General features: G+C 64.7%; 14 protein-coding genes. All 14 read left to right on the top strand.

Annotated elements, in window-relative coordinates; translation table 11 throughout:
- Positions 1–6: 6 nt before the first annotated feature.
- The 14 genes from thrB (at position 7) to ACIPUB_RS11125 (ending at position 14,032) form a co-directional block, all read left to right on the top strand.
- Positions 7–942, top strand: coding sequence for a homoserine kinase (gene thrB / locus ACIPUB_RS11190; protein ID WP_407607440.1), 936 nt, complete (start codon positions 7–9; stop codon positions 940–942).
- A gap of 342 nt (positions 943–1,284) precedes the next feature.
- Positions 1,285–3,528, top strand: coding sequence for a transcription termination factor Rho (gene rho / locus ACIPUB_RS11185; RefSeq protein WP_407607439.1), 2,244 nt, complete (start codon positions 1,285–1,287; stop codon positions 3,526–3,528).
- Positions 3,529–3,657: 129 nt separating this feature from the next.
- Positions 3,658–4,740, top strand: a complete 1,083-nt coding sequence (gene prfA / locus ACIPUB_RS11180) for a peptide chain release factor 1 (protein ID WP_407607438.1) — start codon at positions 3,658–3,660, stop codon at positions 4,738–4,740.
- 7 nt (positions 4,741–4,747) lie between these two features.
- A complete protein-coding gene (prmC, locus tag ACIPUB_RS11175) occupies positions 4,748–5,617 on the top strand; it encodes a peptide chain release factor N(5)-glutamine methyltransferase (RefSeq protein ID WP_407607437.1) in 870 nt (289 codons plus the stop codon).
- Positions 5,618–5,647: 30 nt separating this feature from the next.
- Entirely contained in the window at positions 5,648–6,652 is a 1,005-nt protein-coding gene (locus ACIPUB_RS11170; protein WP_407607436.1) for an L-threonylcarbamoyladenylate synthase, read from the top strand.
- Positions 6,649–7,767, top strand: a complete 1,119-nt coding sequence (locus ACIPUB_RS11165; RefSeq protein WP_407607435.1) for an MraY family glycosyltransferase — start codon at positions 6,649–6,651, stop codon at positions 7,765–7,767. Before ACIPUB_RS11170 ends, ACIPUB_RS11165 begins: the two co-directional genes overlap by 4 nt.
- Before the next feature lie 116 nt (positions 7,768–7,883).
- Positions 7,884–8,429 carry a hypothetical protein gene (locus ACIPUB_RS11160; protein ID WP_407607434.1) on the top strand — a complete coding sequence of 182 codons (546 nt, stop codon included), beginning with the start codon at positions 7,884–7,886 and terminating at the stop codon, positions 8,427–8,429.
- Positions 8,416–8,664 (top strand): hypothetical protein, encoded by a 249-nt coding sequence (locus ACIPUB_RS11155; RefSeq protein WP_407607433.1) that lies wholly within the window; start codon positions 8,416–8,418, stop codon positions 8,662–8,664. Before ACIPUB_RS11160 ends, ACIPUB_RS11155 begins: the two co-directional genes overlap by 14 nt.
- Before the next feature lie 78 nt (positions 8,665–8,742).
- Positions 8,743–9,549, top strand: a complete 807-nt coding sequence (gene atpB, locus ACIPUB_RS11150) for a F0F1 ATP synthase subunit A (protein WP_217389141.1) — start codon at positions 8,743–8,745, stop codon at positions 9,547–9,549.
- A 94-nt stretch (positions 9,550–9,643) separates the two neighbouring features.
- Positions 9,644–9,859 carry a F0F1 ATP synthase subunit C gene (locus tag ACIPUB_RS11145; RefSeq protein WP_071213157.1) on the top strand — a complete coding sequence of 72 codons (216 nt, stop codon included), beginning with the start codon at positions 9,644–9,646 and terminating at the stop codon, positions 9,857–9,859.
- A gap of 74 nt (positions 9,860–9,933) precedes the next feature.
- Positions 9,934–10,488, top strand: a complete 555-nt coding sequence (locus ACIPUB_RS11140; RefSeq protein ID WP_407607432.1) for a F0F1 ATP synthase subunit B — start codon at positions 9,934–9,936, stop codon at positions 10,486–10,488.
- Entirely contained in the window at positions 10,488–11,300 is an 813-nt protein-coding gene (locus tag ACIPUB_RS11135; protein WP_407607431.1) for a F0F1 ATP synthase subunit delta, read from the top strand. The genes ACIPUB_RS11140 and ACIPUB_RS11135 overlap by 1 nt, the downstream gene beginning before the upstream one ends.
- Before the next feature lie 122 nt (positions 11,301–11,422).
- Complete coding sequence (atpA, locus tag ACIPUB_RS11130) at positions 11,423–13,060, top strand: F0F1 ATP synthase subunit alpha (RefSeq protein ID WP_264269271.1); 1,638 nt, start codon at positions 11,423–11,425, stop codon at positions 13,058–13,060.
- Between the two features lie 78 nt (positions 13,061–13,138).
- A complete protein-coding gene (locus ACIPUB_RS11125; RefSeq protein ID WP_407607430.1) occupies positions 13,139–14,032 on the top strand; it encodes a F0F1 ATP synthase subunit gamma in 894 nt (297 codons plus the stop codon).
- Positions 14,033–14,064: the final 32 nt, after the last annotated feature.

Here is a 14,064-nt window from a genome sequence, read left to right as displayed (position 1 = left end):
CGCCTGATGCCGCAGATCCAAGCCGGACAATCCATCGCCGTGCACGTGCCGGCCACGAGCGCGAACCTGGGGCCCGGCTTCGACGTGCTGGGCCTGGCCCTGTCGGTGTGCGACACCCTGGTGGTGCACACGCAGGCAGAGTCAGGCGTCAGCGTGTCCATCACCGGGGAGGGCGCCGAAACGCTACCCACCGACGAGACGCACCTGATCGCCAAGACGATCCTGGAGCGCTGGGCGGAACTGGGCTTCGAGCCCTGCGGCCTGCGCATCGAGGCGACGAACAACATCCCGCACGGCCGCGGCATGGGTTCCAGCGCCGCGGCCATGGTCAGCGCGCTGGCAGCGGCCAACGCGTTGCTTCCCGCCGACGCCCAATCGGGCGCCGAGGAAATCTTCCAGGCCGCCTCGCGCTGGGAGGGGCACCCTGACAACGTCGCCCCGGCCGTGTACGGCGGGTTGACGCTGTCCTGGACCACCGATGCCGGATTCGGCACGCTGCAGGGGGTGCTGCATTCGGACATTGTCCCGGTCATTGCCATCCCCGACATCGAGCTGTCCACCGCCGCTGCCCGCGGCCTGCTTCCGGAAACCGTGCCGCACGCCCTCGCAGCGGCCAACGGGGGACGGGTGGGCCTGCTCATCCACGCCTTGGCCCACGAGCCGGCAGCGTTGATGGTCGGCACGGAGGACTTCCTGCACCAGGGCTTCCGCGCCCCTGCCATGGAACAGAGCGCCGGCCTCATCGGGTACCTTCGCGCCGCGGGACATGCAGCCGTGGTCTCCGGGGCCGGTCCCACGGTGTTGGTCCTGAGTAATGGCCAGGACGGTGCCGAGGCGGCCGCCGCCGCGATTTCCGGTTACGCGGCACGCCACGCCGAAACAAAGTGGCGTGTCCGGATTGAGTCAGTACCCCCAACGGGTGTTAGAGTAGAAGTGCTCTAGCACCCGCCTGAAAAGAGTTGTCCGTATTTCGATGGATGATTCGTCGCGTTTCGTGCAGCCATCAATTCCTTCCCCCGCCACGGCGGGCGGATCTTGGGGAATTCGATCATCACAAACCATTTTCGCTGGGCGAGCAGGCACACCCACACCATCCGATTGAAACCGTCAACCATGTTGGTGACTAGATCCCTTGGTGTGTCTCACGATCGACCGAAGCATCCGCCTCGTTCCACTTGGCGGTGCACGGCCGAACCTTTTCCCGCATCTGACGCGGGAACGGGGCTAGTCAAACGTTGCGGGTCTCTCTGACGGGATCCGCCCGACGAGGGGGAAGGAACCTTCGTGACCGAAACCACCAGCCTTACTGCAGGCGTGGAAGAAAACAACGCATCCAAGGGCGGCGGACTCGCCGGCCTGAAACTTGCACAATTGCAGGTGCTAGCGTCCCAGCTGGGCATCACCGGCGGTTCGCGGATGCGCAAGAACGATCTTGTCACCGCGATCTCAAACCACCAGCGTGGCGGCTCCGTGGCCGACCGCGACGCCAAGGCCAAGGCGGAGCCCAAGGCCGACGCCAAGACCGAGGCCCCCGCCAAGGCGGAGAAAGCACCGGCCAAGTCGGCCGCCAAGGCCCCGGCCCGCGGCGCCGCCAAGGACGCTGCGAAGCAGGCGGAGGCCCCGGCCGCCGCCGAGCCGAAGGCCGACGCCGCACCGGCAGCAGCCGAGGCCAAGGCCGAGCAGCCCGCCACCCGCCGCACCCGCAACCGCCGCGCCGATTCCAGTGGAACCGTTGCCCCGGCCGCCGAGGCGCCCGCCGCCGAGCCGAAGGCCGACGCCGCCCCGGCCGCAGCCGAGTCGCCGGCGACCGAGGAGCGCGCACCGCGCCGCAACACCCGCAACCGCCGCGCCGAGTCCACCGGCACCGCCGAGGCCTCGGCCGAAACGGCACCCGCTGCCGCTGCCGAGCCGGCACCCGCCGATTCCACCGAGTCGGCCCAGGACGCCAACGAGTCCCGCGGCGACCGCGGCGACCGCAACGAGCGCAGCGAACGGAACCGCAACCGCCGGGACCGCAACCGCAACCGCCGCGAAAACAACGCCAACACCGACTCCGCCGAGTCCACCGAGCCCGCCGAGGCCCAGGAGGACAAGCAGGTCGAGGCCAAGTCCGGCGACTCGCGTTCCAACGACGGCAAGTCGAACGACCGCAGCGAGGACCGCCGCGAAAGCTCCGAGGAGCGCTCGGCCAACCGCCGCGAGCGCAACCGCGAACGCAATGAGCGCAACCGCGAGCGCAACCGCGACCGCAACGAACGCGGCGACCGCCAGGATCGCGGCAATGACCGCAATGACCGCAACGACCGCAACGACCGGAACAACCGCCGCGGCCGCAACCGCAACCAGCCGGACGTGGATGACACCGAGTTCAGCGACTCGGACGTGCTGCTGCCGGTAGCCGGCATCCTGGACGTGCTGGACAACTACGCGTTCATCCGCACTTCCGGCTACCTCGCCGGCCCGTCGGACGTCTACGTCACCCTCAACCAGGTCAAGAAGTACAACCTGCGCAAGGGCGATGCCGTGGTCGGCGCCATCCGCGCCCCCCGCGAAAACGAGAACGCCTCCTCGCGCGCCAAGTTCAACGCCCTGGTGAAGCTGACGGCGATCAACGGCAAGACCCCGGAGGAGAATTCCAACCGCGTTGACTTCTCCAAGCTGGTCCCGCTGTACCCGACCGAGCGCCTGCGCCTGGAGACCGACCAGAAGCTCATCGGCCCCCGCGTCATCGACCTTGTTGCCCCGATCGGCAAGGGCCAGCGCGGCCTGATCGTCTCGCCGCCCAAGGCCGGCAAGACCCTGATCCTGCAGTCCATCGCGAACGCCATCACCATCAACAACCCAGAGGTCCACCTCATGATGGTGCTGGTTGACGAGCGTCCCGAAGAAGTCACCGACATGCAGCGCACCGTCAAGGGCGAGGTCATTGCCTCGACCTTCGACCGCCCGGCCGACGACCACACCACCGTGGCCGAGCTCGCCATCGAGCGTGCCAAGCGCCTGGTGGAAATGGGCATGGACGTCGTGGTCCTGCTGGACTCGATGACCCGACTGGGCCGCGCCTACAACCTGGCGGCCCCGGCCTCGGGCCGCATCCTCTCCGGCGGTGTCGATTCCTCGGCGCTGTACCCGCCCAAGCGCTTCTTCGGTGCTGCCCGCAACATCGAAAACGGCGGCTCGCTGACGATCCTGGCCACCGCGCTGGTGGAGACCGGGTCCAAGATGGACGAGGTCATCTTCGAGGAGTTCAAGGGCACCGGCAACATGGAGCTGCGCCTGAGCCGCCAGCTGGCGGACAAGCGCATCTTCCCGGCCGTCGACGTCAACGCGTCGGGTACCCGCCGCGAGGAGAAGCTGCTGTCGCCGGATGAGGTGCGCATCATGTGGCGCCTGCGCCGCGTGCTCTCGGGCCTGGACACCCAGCAGGCCCTGGAGACCCTCACGGGCAAGATCCGCGAGACCTCCTCCAACGCCGAGTTCCTGATGCTCATCAACAAGACCACGCTGGGTTCCAAGAACGACGCCTAGCTGCCCATGCGCCCAGTTTCACCGTGCCCGGACACCCCGGGCTCGGTGAGGCTGGGCGTTGGTCGTTAACACCAGATTCCTTTTCGTTCCCTACACTGGGAACCAGTCGTAGTGAAAGAAGCTGAAAACATGTTTGAGTCCGTACAGGGCCTACTCGATGAGCACGCAGCCCTCCAGGCCCGGCTCTCGGACCCCGCCGTTTACCAAGACCAGGCCCTGGCCCGCAAGCTCGGCCGCCGTTCCGCCGAGCTCAACGGCATTGTCGAGGCGCACCGGCGCTGGAAGCAGGCCACCGAGGACCTCGAGACGGCCCGGGAAATGGCCGACGAGGACCCCGACTTCGCCGCCGAGGTCGAAGAGCTGAACACTAAACTGCCCGTGCTTGAGGAAAAGTTGCGCCGCCTGCTGATCCCGCGCGACCCCAACGACGCGCGCGACGTGATCCTCGAGGTCAAGGGCGGGGAAGGCGGCGACGAGGCGGCCCTCTTCGCAGCCGACCTGCTGCGCATGTACACCCGCTACGCGGAGACCAAGGGCTGGAAGACCGAGCTGATCTCGTTCAACGAGTCCGACCTCGGCGGCTACAAGGACGCCCAGATGGCCATCAAGGGCAAGTCCAACGACCCCGCCGAAGGCGTCTACGCGCACCTGAAGTTCGAGGGCGGGGTGCACCGCGTGCAGCGCGTGCCGCAGACCGAGTCCCAGGGACGCATCCACACCTCGGCGGCCGGCGTGCTGATCCTGCCCGAGGTCGACGAGCCCGAAGAGGTCGACATCCACCCGAACGACCTGAAGGTCGATGTCTACCGTTCCTCGGGCCCCGGCGGCCAGTCGGTGAACACCACCGACTCCGCGGTGCGCCTGACCCACCTGCCCACCGGCATCGTGGTGGCCATGCAGAACGAGAAGTCGCAGATCCAGAACCGCGAGGCAGCCATGCGCGTGCTGCGTTCGCGGCTGCTGGCCCACCAGCAGGCCATCATCGACGCGGAGAACTCCGACATCCGCAAGTCGCAGGTGCGCACCATGGACCGCTCCGAGCGCATCCGCACCTACAACTACCCGGAAAACCGGATCGCCGACCACCGCACCGGCTACAAGGCCTACAACCTTGACCACGTGATGAACGGCGAGCTGGACCCGCTGATCAACTCCTGCATCGAGATGGATGAACAGCAGCGCCTGGACGCCATCGGCGGAGACCAGGGCTAGGACGCAGGTGAGCGAATCGGGAAGCGGCAGGCCGCTGGCACAGGTGCTCGGCGATGCCGCGGCAGTCCTCGAATCCGCCGGGGTGCCCTCCCCGCGGGTCGATGCCGAGCTGCTGGCGGCCCACGTGCTGGACGTGGGCCGCGGGCGGCTCGCCTCGATGTCGATGATGGGGGAGAGCTTCACCCCCGCCGCTGCTGCAAGCTTCGAGCAACTGGTGGCCAGGCGCGCCACCCGCGTGCCGCTGCAACACCTCACCGGCGTCGCCCACTTCCGGTACCTGGACCTTTTTGTGGGCCCCGGCGTGTTCGTGCCGCGGCCCGAGACCGAGTCGGTGGTGCAATTGGCCATCGACGCCGCCCGCGGCATGGAGCACCCGCTGATGGTCGACCTGGGCACCGGATCCGGCGCGATCGCCGGCTCGCTGGCGCACGAAGTGCCAGGGGCACGGGTCCACGCGGTGGAGCTTTCCGACGACGCGTTCCCCTACGCGCAGCGCAACCTGGCGCCGCTGGGCGTCAACCTGGTGCAGGGGGACCTGACCCACGCGTTTGCCGAGCTCAACGGGAGCTGCGACGTGGTCGTCTCCAACCCGCCCTACATCCCCGCCAACGCGCTGCCGCGCGAACCCGAGGCCCGGGACCACGACCCGCACATGGCGCTGTACGGGGGAGGGGAGGACGGCATGGTCCTGCCCCGCGCCGCCGAGGCCTCCGCCGCACGGTTGTTGCACCCCGGGGGCTTCTTCGTCATGGAACACGCCGAGGTCCAGGCCGCTGGCATGGCGGCGATGTTTGCCGCCTCCGGGCACTGGGAGCGGGTGGCGACCCACCGTGACCTGACCGGACGAGACCGTGCCACGAGCGGCATCCGCCGCTGAAAACCCACGAAACATGGAAGAATGAATCACGTGACTTCACGTTTTGATGCCCGCGACAGCCAGCAACTGGAGGCTGGTCTCGAGGCCGCACGCGACGCATTGGCCCAAAACCGATGCATCGTGATGCCCACAGACACCGTCTACGGCATTGCCGCCGACGCCTTTTCCGCCCAGGCCGTGGCGACCCTGCTGGCCGCCAAGGGCCGGGGACGGAACATGCCGCCCCCGGTGCTGATCCCCCAGGCAGCCACGATGGACGGCCTGGCCATCGACATCCCGGCCTTCGCCCGGGACTTGGCAGCGGAATTTTGGCCCGGCGCGCTGACCCTGATACTTCACGCCCAGCCGTCACTGACCTGGGACCTGGGGGAGACCCGGGGCACCGTGGCCCTTCGGATGCCCGACGACGAGGTGGCCCGCCAGCTGCTGCGCAGCACCGGCCCGCTGGCCGTCTCCTCGGCGAACCGCACCGGTCGCCCCGCCGCGGCCACCGCCGAGGCCGCCTTCGGTCAGCTCGGCGAGACCGTCGAGGTGTACCTGGAGGCCGGGGACCGCCCGATCGCCGGTGAAGCCTTGAGCTCCACCATCATCGACTGCACCCTCACCCCGCCCCGCGTGGTGCGCGCCGGTGCGATCTCCGTTGAGGCGCTGCGCGTGGTGGTTCCCGACCTTCTGGACACCGACGGTCAACCGGACCCGGCCCTGACAGGGGACGCCGCGCCGTCATCCGATGAATCCGGTGCGGGGTCCGAGCAACCCGAAGCCGATGTGAACGACGCTGCAGCGGATGCCCTGCCCGCAAACGATGATTCCTTGTTGTCCGACGCCAGCAGCGACAATGCCGACACCGACACCGACACCGACACCGATGCCGATGCCGACGCCGACGCCGACATCGACATCGCGTCAGGCCCTGCCACCACGGACTCGGATGCCAAGTCCGGCACCGCGCCGGGGGCCACTCCCGTTGAAACACAGAATCGCGGCGGCACCGAAAGCGGGGACGCCGCAGGGGAGTCCGCCCGGACACCATGAGAAGCTATTTGCTCCTGATCGGGATCACGTTCATGACCTCGTATCTCCTCACTCCGGTGCTCCGGGTCCTGGGTGTGCGATTCATGCCCCAGCTCCCGGTGCGTGACCGCGACTTCCACCACAAGCCCACCCCCAAGCTGGGTGGGGTTGCCATCGTGGGGGCGCTGTACCTGGGAATCTCGGTGGCCCAGCAGATGTCGTTCTTCTCCGGCATCTTCAGGTCCCCCGAGCCCATCCAGGGAGTGCTGATCGCCTTGGCCATCATCCTGGTCATGGGGGTGCTCGATGACCTGATCGACCTGCGTTGGTGGGCCAAGCTCATCGGACAGGTCGCCGTGGGCCTGGTGATCGTCCAGCACGGGATCCTGCTCAAGGCCCTGCCCGTCGGGTCGCTGCACATCGATTCCCCCGCCCTTCAGGTCTTCGTCACGGTGCTGGTCATCGTGGGCACGATGAACGCGATCAACTTCGTCGACGGGTTGGACGGCCTCGCCGCGGGGATCTCGGCCATCGGGGCGGCAACCTTCTTTGTCTACAGCTACTTGCTGGCCACGCGCGTCAGCGCGGAGGACTACGCCAACCTCTCGGCGCTGCTGTGTGCGGTGCTGCTGGGGGCGACGCTGGGCTTCCTTCCGCACAACTTCCAACCGGCTTCCATCTTCATGGGGGAGACCGGAGTGCTGGCCATCGGGCTGCTTTTTGCGGTGGCCACCCTTGCCGTTACCGGGGACGTGCTGGGGCAGGATGCCTTCCGCTTCCGCAACGTCCCCGCCTTCATGCCGGTGATCCTGCCGGTCGCCGTGATCGTGCTGCCGTACCTGGACCTGTTGCTATCCGTCATCAGGCGGACGGCCAAGCGCAGATCACCCTTCAGTGCCGACCGCGGGCACATCCACCACCGCCTGGTGGACCTGGGGCACAGCCCCCGCGCCGTGGTCCTGATCCTCTACCTATGGGCGGCGCTGGTTGCCTCCGGCGTCGTGGTGATTTCACTGAGCGACAGACGAATCGCAATTCCCCTTTATGTTGCGGCGTTCATTTTCGTGACGTTTGTCACCTGGATGCCGATGCTCAAGCGGGCGCACGGCAAGCTCGGCTTGCCCGGCGCCAAGTAGGCCCCGCTTTCCCTGTAGCGCCGGGCCCATCGGCGGGTCGGAGCCCCGTTCTATCTCGTGTAGAATTCAAGTTGCCTCTTCACGGAGGAACATACCCCCCATCAAGCCTCCATGTCATGCAGGGCCCACCAGCGGTGCTGCTGCAACAAGGGAACTGGACAAACATGATCAAGTCGGGACGCGGTTCCAAACCGAGCGGTGCGCTGGTTGCATCGTCGGCTCCGCGTTCCCCGTGGTTGGGCATCCTCAAGACGTGCGTTTCCTACACCGTTGGTGTCGGCGCCGTTGCGTCCATCGTCGCTTGGCCGATCCTGGGCGCGCAAGCGGCCGGTTCGCTGGCATTCGGATGCGCCCTGATCGTTGTTTTCTTCGGCATCAGCCTGCTCGTTGCCGAATGGGCAGGGCGGCATCGCGCCAGTTGGGCGCTGCCGGCCTTCCTGTTCATGTATTTCATCAAGATCCTTGGCATGGGTTTCCTGGTGCTTTTTTCCGGACTGCCCGAATGGGTGCTTGCGCCCTACTTCATGTGGGGGGCCATTGGTTCCCTGGTGCTGTGGCAGGTCGGAGAGATTCGCGCCTTTTCCCGGGCGAGGCTTCCCATTTTCAACCAGGACGCTCCATCGCAGTTTCCATCCGATGGAGGCAAACATGGAAAACCCTGAGATGGACCCCGGCCAAGCACCAAGTCAGGCCCCCGTCCGCGAGTACGTCAACTACATTGTTGGCGGGCTGATCGCGTGGGGTTTGATAGGCTGGGGCCTGGATCTTTTGCTGGACACCCGCTGGATAGTTTTCCTCGGGGCGCTCTTAGGCGCCACCGCCGGATTGTTTCTGGCTCGCCACCATCTGCGGCATCGACGCCGCGGGTTTCCACGCAGCGATGAGATCGACCACTAGAACTTCACACGGTGTGCGGTGCCTTGCGCCGAATCACCGATTTTGCCCCACGACCGAAACTGCAGAGAGGACAGCGCGTTGACCGCGTTTGCGCTTCCGACGGCCACTGAACCCTATGTCCCGCCGTCGATTTCCGACACCCACCTTCCCGAGGTGCTGCCATGGTTAGCCGAGTACGGGACCGGTTTCGGCAAGCAGATGGTCATGATCATCCTCTCGATCATCTTGATCGTGTGGTTCTTCAAGTCGGCCATCAAGAATCCGAAGCTGGTACCAGGCAAGGCACAGTTCCTGGCCGAAAGCGCCTACGGCTTCGTCCGTAACAGCGTGGGCCGCGACATCATTGGCGAGAAGAACTTCGCCCAGTGGGTGCCGCTGCTCTTTGCGACCTTCTTCTTCATCCTGCTGAACAACCTCTTCGGAGCAATCCCGTTCCTTCAGCTTCCCTCGTTCTCCCACGCCGGCGCGGCTTACGCCATGGCCATCATCATCTACGGCACCTGGATTGCCGTCGGCGTGAAGAACCACGGCATCCGCTACTTCAAGCTGGCCGTCGTTCCCTCGGGGGTCCCGGGCTGGATCATGCCGCTGATGGTGCCGTTGGAAATCATTTCCAACTTCATCGTCCGTCCGCTGACCCACTCCTTGCGTTTGATGGCAACCATGCTCGCAGGCCACATGATCGTGATGCTTGCCGCCACCGGCGCTCGCCACCTGATCATGGTCCAGGAGTCGCTGGCCCTGAACGCCGTTGGCGTCCTGGTCATCGTCGGCTCCGTTGCGATGTACTTCCTCGAACTCCTGATCATGGTCCTGCAGGCATTTGTCTTCACCCTGCTGACCGCCATCTACATCCAGGGTGCCCTGGATGCAGACGCCCACTAATTCGGGCTCGCACCAAACAAACAAAGTTTTCCCCTTCATCAGGGAATGACCTCACAACCTGCCGACAAAGTGTCGGTATCTTGAAAGGAACGAAATGGAACTCCACGGCTCCCTCAACATGATCGGCTACGGCCTGGCTGCAATCGGTTCGGCCATCGGCGTGGGCATGATCTTCGCTGCCTACATCAACGGTGTAGCTCGCCAGCCGGAAGCTCAGCGCATCCTGCAGCCCATCGCCATGCTGGGCTTCGCCCTTGCAGAAGCTCTCGCCATCCTGGGCTTGGTCTTCGCCTTCGTCGTCGGCGCCTAGTTCCCCTCGTAGTGGCCCTGCCACTGTCGCAGGCGCGATTGCAATTGGAACTTTAGAGATAAGGAAGAGTGAGAATGATCAGCAACGAATTGATCCTCGCTGCAGGTGAGGGTGCAAACCCTCTGCTTCCGAACCCGTGGGAAATTCTTGTCACTGCTGCAGGCTTCGCTGTCCTGCTGTTCATGGTGGTCAAGTACATTGCCCCGGCATTCGAGAAGTCCTACCAGGACCGTGTCACGGCCATCGAGGGTGGACTTGAGAAGGCTGAAGCCGCACAGGCCGAAGCCAACGCCACCCTTGAGCAGTACAAGGCACAGCTGCTGGAAGCACGCACCGAAGCCAACCGCATCCGTGAGGAAGCGCGCGAAGAAGGTGCCCTGATTCTTGCGGAACTGAAGACCAAGGCAGCAGAAGAGTCGACTCGCATTACCGAGCAGGCCCACCGCCAGATCGAAGCCGAGCGCACCGCAGCAGTTACCTCGCTGCGTGCCGAGGTCGGAACCCTGGCTACTTCATTGGCCAGCAAGATCGTCGACGACGCTCTTGAGAACGACGAGCGCGCATCACGCGTGGTCGATAAGTTCCTGGCAGACCTGGAAAACCAGCAGAACGCAGGTGCATCGAACTAATGGCAGGTGTATCGAGCGAGTCACTGTCCGCGGCGCTGGCGTCGTTGGAAACCAAGCTTGCACACGCGTCCTTGGAATTGTCCGCCGAGCTATTTGGGACGGTTGACGTTCTGGATGGCAATGCAGGCCTGCGTCGCGCACTGACTGATCCGGCCCGCGGGGCCTCGGACAAGGCAGGGCTTGTTGCCCAGCTGTTGCACGGTAAGGTCTCGGCGGAAGCCGAATCCACCGTCGCGTCTCTGGCAACCTCGCGTTGGAGCTCGGCACGAGACATTGGCGATGCACTGGAGACCGTGGCGGCAACTGTCGCCATCGCGGTAGCCGAGCGTCAGGGCGGTTCCGCAGGACTGGAGAGGCTCGAAGAAGACCTCTTCGCGTTCATCCGTGTGGTTGGGTCCAGTCATGATCTGCAGCGTGCACTTGATGATTCCAAGGCAACGGCCGAAGCCAAGGGCGCCCTGGCGCTCAAGCTGGTGCCGAACGCCTCGGACGCATCTGCACTGCTGATCCGCCAGGCCGTCGCTTCGCCGCGCGGGCTCAAGCCCGTCGCACTTCTGGAGCGCTTCGTGGAATTGGTGGCTAAACGCCAGGACCGCTGGATTGCCCAGGTGAGCGTCACCCGTGACCTCACTGCCGTGCAAACAGCGCGCCTGCAGGCAGGCCTGAACAACCTTTACGGCCGGGACTTGAAGATCAATGTCGAGATCGACCCGGCACTAGTAGGCGGCATCCGCATCAAGGTGGGCGACGAGGTTGTTGACGCAACCGTCGCCACCCGCGTCGCGGAGCTTCGCCGCCAGTTGGCAAGCTAGGCAGCCCCCCACTTCAACACGGGGGGCCTGCCTTGCAGGCCAGTCACCATAGACTGAATCAAATTTCGGTTACCGCAACGATTGACCGCGGTAATCACAACTTAGGAGAGCAGGGACTGCAGATGGCCGAATTGACCATCAACGCCGACGACGTCCGCAATGCCTTGAATGAGTTCGCAGCGTCCTACGAACCGGGCAAAGCAGAGCGCACCGAGGTCGGCCGCGTAACCACGGCAAGTGACGGCATCGCCAAGGTGGAGGGTCTTCCCTCCGTCATGGCAAATGAGCTGCTTCGCTTCGAAGACGGCACCCTGGGCCTGGCCCAGAACCTTGACACCCGCGAGATCGGTGTCGTCGTCTTGGGCGACTTCACCGGCATCGCCGAAGGCCAGCGAGTAGAGCGCACCGGCGAGATCCTTTCGGTTCCGGTTGGCGACGCCTTCCTCGGCCGAGTGGTTGACCCGCTGGGCGAGCCGATCGATGACCTGGGACCGATCGCGTCCTCCGGTCGCCGCGCACTGGAGCTTCAGGCTCCGGGCGTGACGCAGCGCAAGTCGGTTCACGAACCGCTGCAGACCGGCATGAAGGCCATCGACGCGATGATCCCGATCGGCCGTGGCCAGCGTCAGCTGATCATTGGCGACCGCCAGACCGGCAAGACTGCCCTGGCCGTTGACGCGATCATCAACCAGAAGGCCAACTGGGCTTCGGGGGACACCAACAAGCAGGTCCGCTGCATCTACGTGGCAATTGGTCAGAAGGCTTCGACCATTGCCGCAGTGCGCCAGACCCTTGAAACCAATGGTGCGCTGGAATACACCACCATTGTTGCCTCCCCGGCCTCCGACCCGGCCGGCTTCAAGTACCTGGCACCGTACGCCGGCTCGGCCATTGGCCAGCAGTGGATGTACGACGGCAAGCACGTTCTGATCGTCTTTGATGATCTGTCCAAGCAGGCCGAAGCCTACCGCGCCGTATCGCTGTTGCTGCGTCGCCCGCCGGGACGCGAAGCCTACCCGGGCGACGTGTTCTACCTGCACTCCCGCTTGCTTGAGCGTTGTGCAAAGCTCTCCGACGAGCTCGGAGCAGGCTCGATGACCGGTCTGCCGATCATCGAAACCAAGGCAAACGACGTCTCGGCCTTCATTCCGACCAACGTCATTTCCATCACCGACGGCCAGATCTTCCTGCAGTCGGACCTCTTCAACGCCAACCAGCGTCCGGCAGTCGACGTGGGCATCTCGGTGTCCCGCGTTGGTGGCTCGGCGCAGATCAAGGCCATGAAGAAGGTTGCCGGTACGTTGAAGCTCGAGCTGGCACAGTTCCGCGACATGCAGGCATTCGCCATGTTCGCCTCGGACCTCGATGCCGCTTCGAAGCAGCAGCTGACCCGTGGCGCGCGCCTGATGGAACTGCTCAAGCAGGGACAGTACGCACCGTTCCCGGTTGAGGACCAGGTTGTCTCCGTGTGGGCCGGCACCAAGGGCTACCTTGATGACGTCCCGGTTGAAGACGTTCGTCGTTTCGAGACCGAGTTCCTTGCCCACCTGCGCCACCGCACCAACGTTCTCACCGTGATTGCCGAAACCGGCAAGCTCGAGGACGAGACTGTGGAATCGCTCAAGTCGAACATCGCCGACTTCAAGGCCGGCTTCTTCGGTGAAGGCGACGACAAGCTTGTCGCCGCCGGCAACGAAGAATTCGACGCCTTGGCCGAGGGATCCGTCGACCAGGAAAAGATCGTCAAGCAAAAGCGCTGACATCACCTTTGATTAGGGGTTGCCGCACCAGAAGGTGCGGTGCGGCAACCCCTGCAAAGGGATAAGGAAAGGACAAACATGGGAGCCCAGATTCGGGTCTACCGCCAGAAGATTGCATCGACGACGTCGATGGGCAAGATCTTCAAGGCGATGGAACTGATCGCCTCTTCCCGTATTGGCAAGGCACGCGCGCGTGTCTCGGCATCGCTGCCATATGCCAATGCGATTACCCGTGCTGTTACTGCCGTCGCGTCACAGTCCGAGGTTGATCACCCACTGACCACCGAGCCGGAGTCAATCCGTCGCGCGGCAGTCTTGGTCATGACCTCTGACCGCGGACTCGCCGGGTCCTACTCCGCCAGCGTCTTGAAGCAGGCAGAGCACCTCGTTGAACTGCTCCATGAAGAAGGCAAGGACGTCAAGACCTACCTGGTCGGCCGCAAGGCTCAGGCGTACTTCGATTTCCGTGGACGCGAATACGCGAAGGTGTGGACCGGTGGTACCGACGCCCCGGAGTTTACGACCGCACGCGAACTGCGCGAAGCCCTGCTCAAGGACTTCGCCGAAGATTTTGAAATGGGAGGCGTGGACGAAATCCACGTTGTCTTCACCCAGTTCAAGTCGATGGTCGTTCAGGAACCGACGGTCATTCGTTTGCTGCCGCTTGAGGTCGTCGAGGAGGAGTCAGAGACTCCCGCCGACGAGCTGCTGCCGCTCTACGAATACGAGCCGGAGCCGGAGCAGGTGCTTGACGCACTGCTTCCGCGGTACATCGAATCACGCATCTTCAATGCCATGTTGCAGGCGGCGGCTTCCGAGCTCGCAGCCCGCCAGCGTGCGATGAAGTCCGCAGGCGACAACGCCAAGGAACTCATCAAGAAGTACACGCGTCTTCGTAACAACGCCCGCCAGGCCGAGGTTACCCAGGAACTCTCCGAAATCGTTGCCGGCGCTGACGCGCTGAACGGCTAACGGGAACTTCCTACCCACACTTACATCCACGC

The organism is Paeniglutamicibacter sp. ORCA_105 (genome assembly GCF_045798545.1).
GTDB lineage: Bacteria > Actinomycetota > Actinomycetes > Actinomycetales > Micrococcaceae > Paeniglutamicibacter > Paeniglutamicibacter sulfureus.
The sequence above is the reverse complement of the archived record's forward strand: the minus strand, read 5'-3'. Positions and strand labels throughout refer to the sequence as shown.

Bases quoted from the DNA above. Each gene is read 5' to 3' on its own strand.
- thrB (WP_407607440.1), top strand. From the start codon at position 7: ATGCCGCAGATCCAAGCCGGACAATCCATCGCCGTGCACGTGCCGGCC.
- prfA (WP_407607438.1), top strand. From the start codon at position 3,658: ATGTTTGAGTCCGTACAGGGCCTACTCGATGAGCACGCAGCCCTCCAG.
- ACIPUB_RS11165 (WP_407607435.1), top strand. From the start codon at position 6,649: ATGAGAAGCTATTTGCTCCTGATCGGGATCACGTTCATGACCTCGTAT.
- ACIPUB_RS11160 (WP_407607434.1), top strand. From the start codon at position 7,884: ATGCAGGGCCCACCAGCGGTGCTGCTGCAACAAGGGAACTGGACAAAC.
- ACIPUB_RS11155 (WP_407607433.1), top strand. From the start codon at position 8,416: ATGGAAAACCCTGAGATGGACCCCGGCCAAGCACCAAGTCAGGCCCCC.
- ACIPUB_RS11145 (WP_071213157.1), top strand. From the start codon at position 9,644: ATGGAACTCCACGGCTCCCTCAACATGATCGGCTACGGCCTGGCTGCA.
- ACIPUB_RS11140 (WP_407607432.1), top strand. From the start codon at position 9,934: ATGATCAGCAACGAATTGATCCTCGCTGCAGGTGAGGGTGCAAACCCT.
- ACIPUB_RS11135 (WP_407607431.1), top strand. From the start codon at position 10,488: ATGGCAGGTGTATCGAGCGAGTCACTGTCCGCGGCGCTGGCGTCGTTG.
- atpA (WP_264269271.1), top strand. From the start codon at position 11,423: ATGGCCGAATTGACCATCAACGCCGACGACGTCCGCAATGCCTTGAAT.
- ACIPUB_RS11125 (WP_407607430.1), top strand. From the start codon at position 13,139: ATGGGAGCCCAGATTCGGGTCTACCGCCAGAAGATTGCATCGACGACG.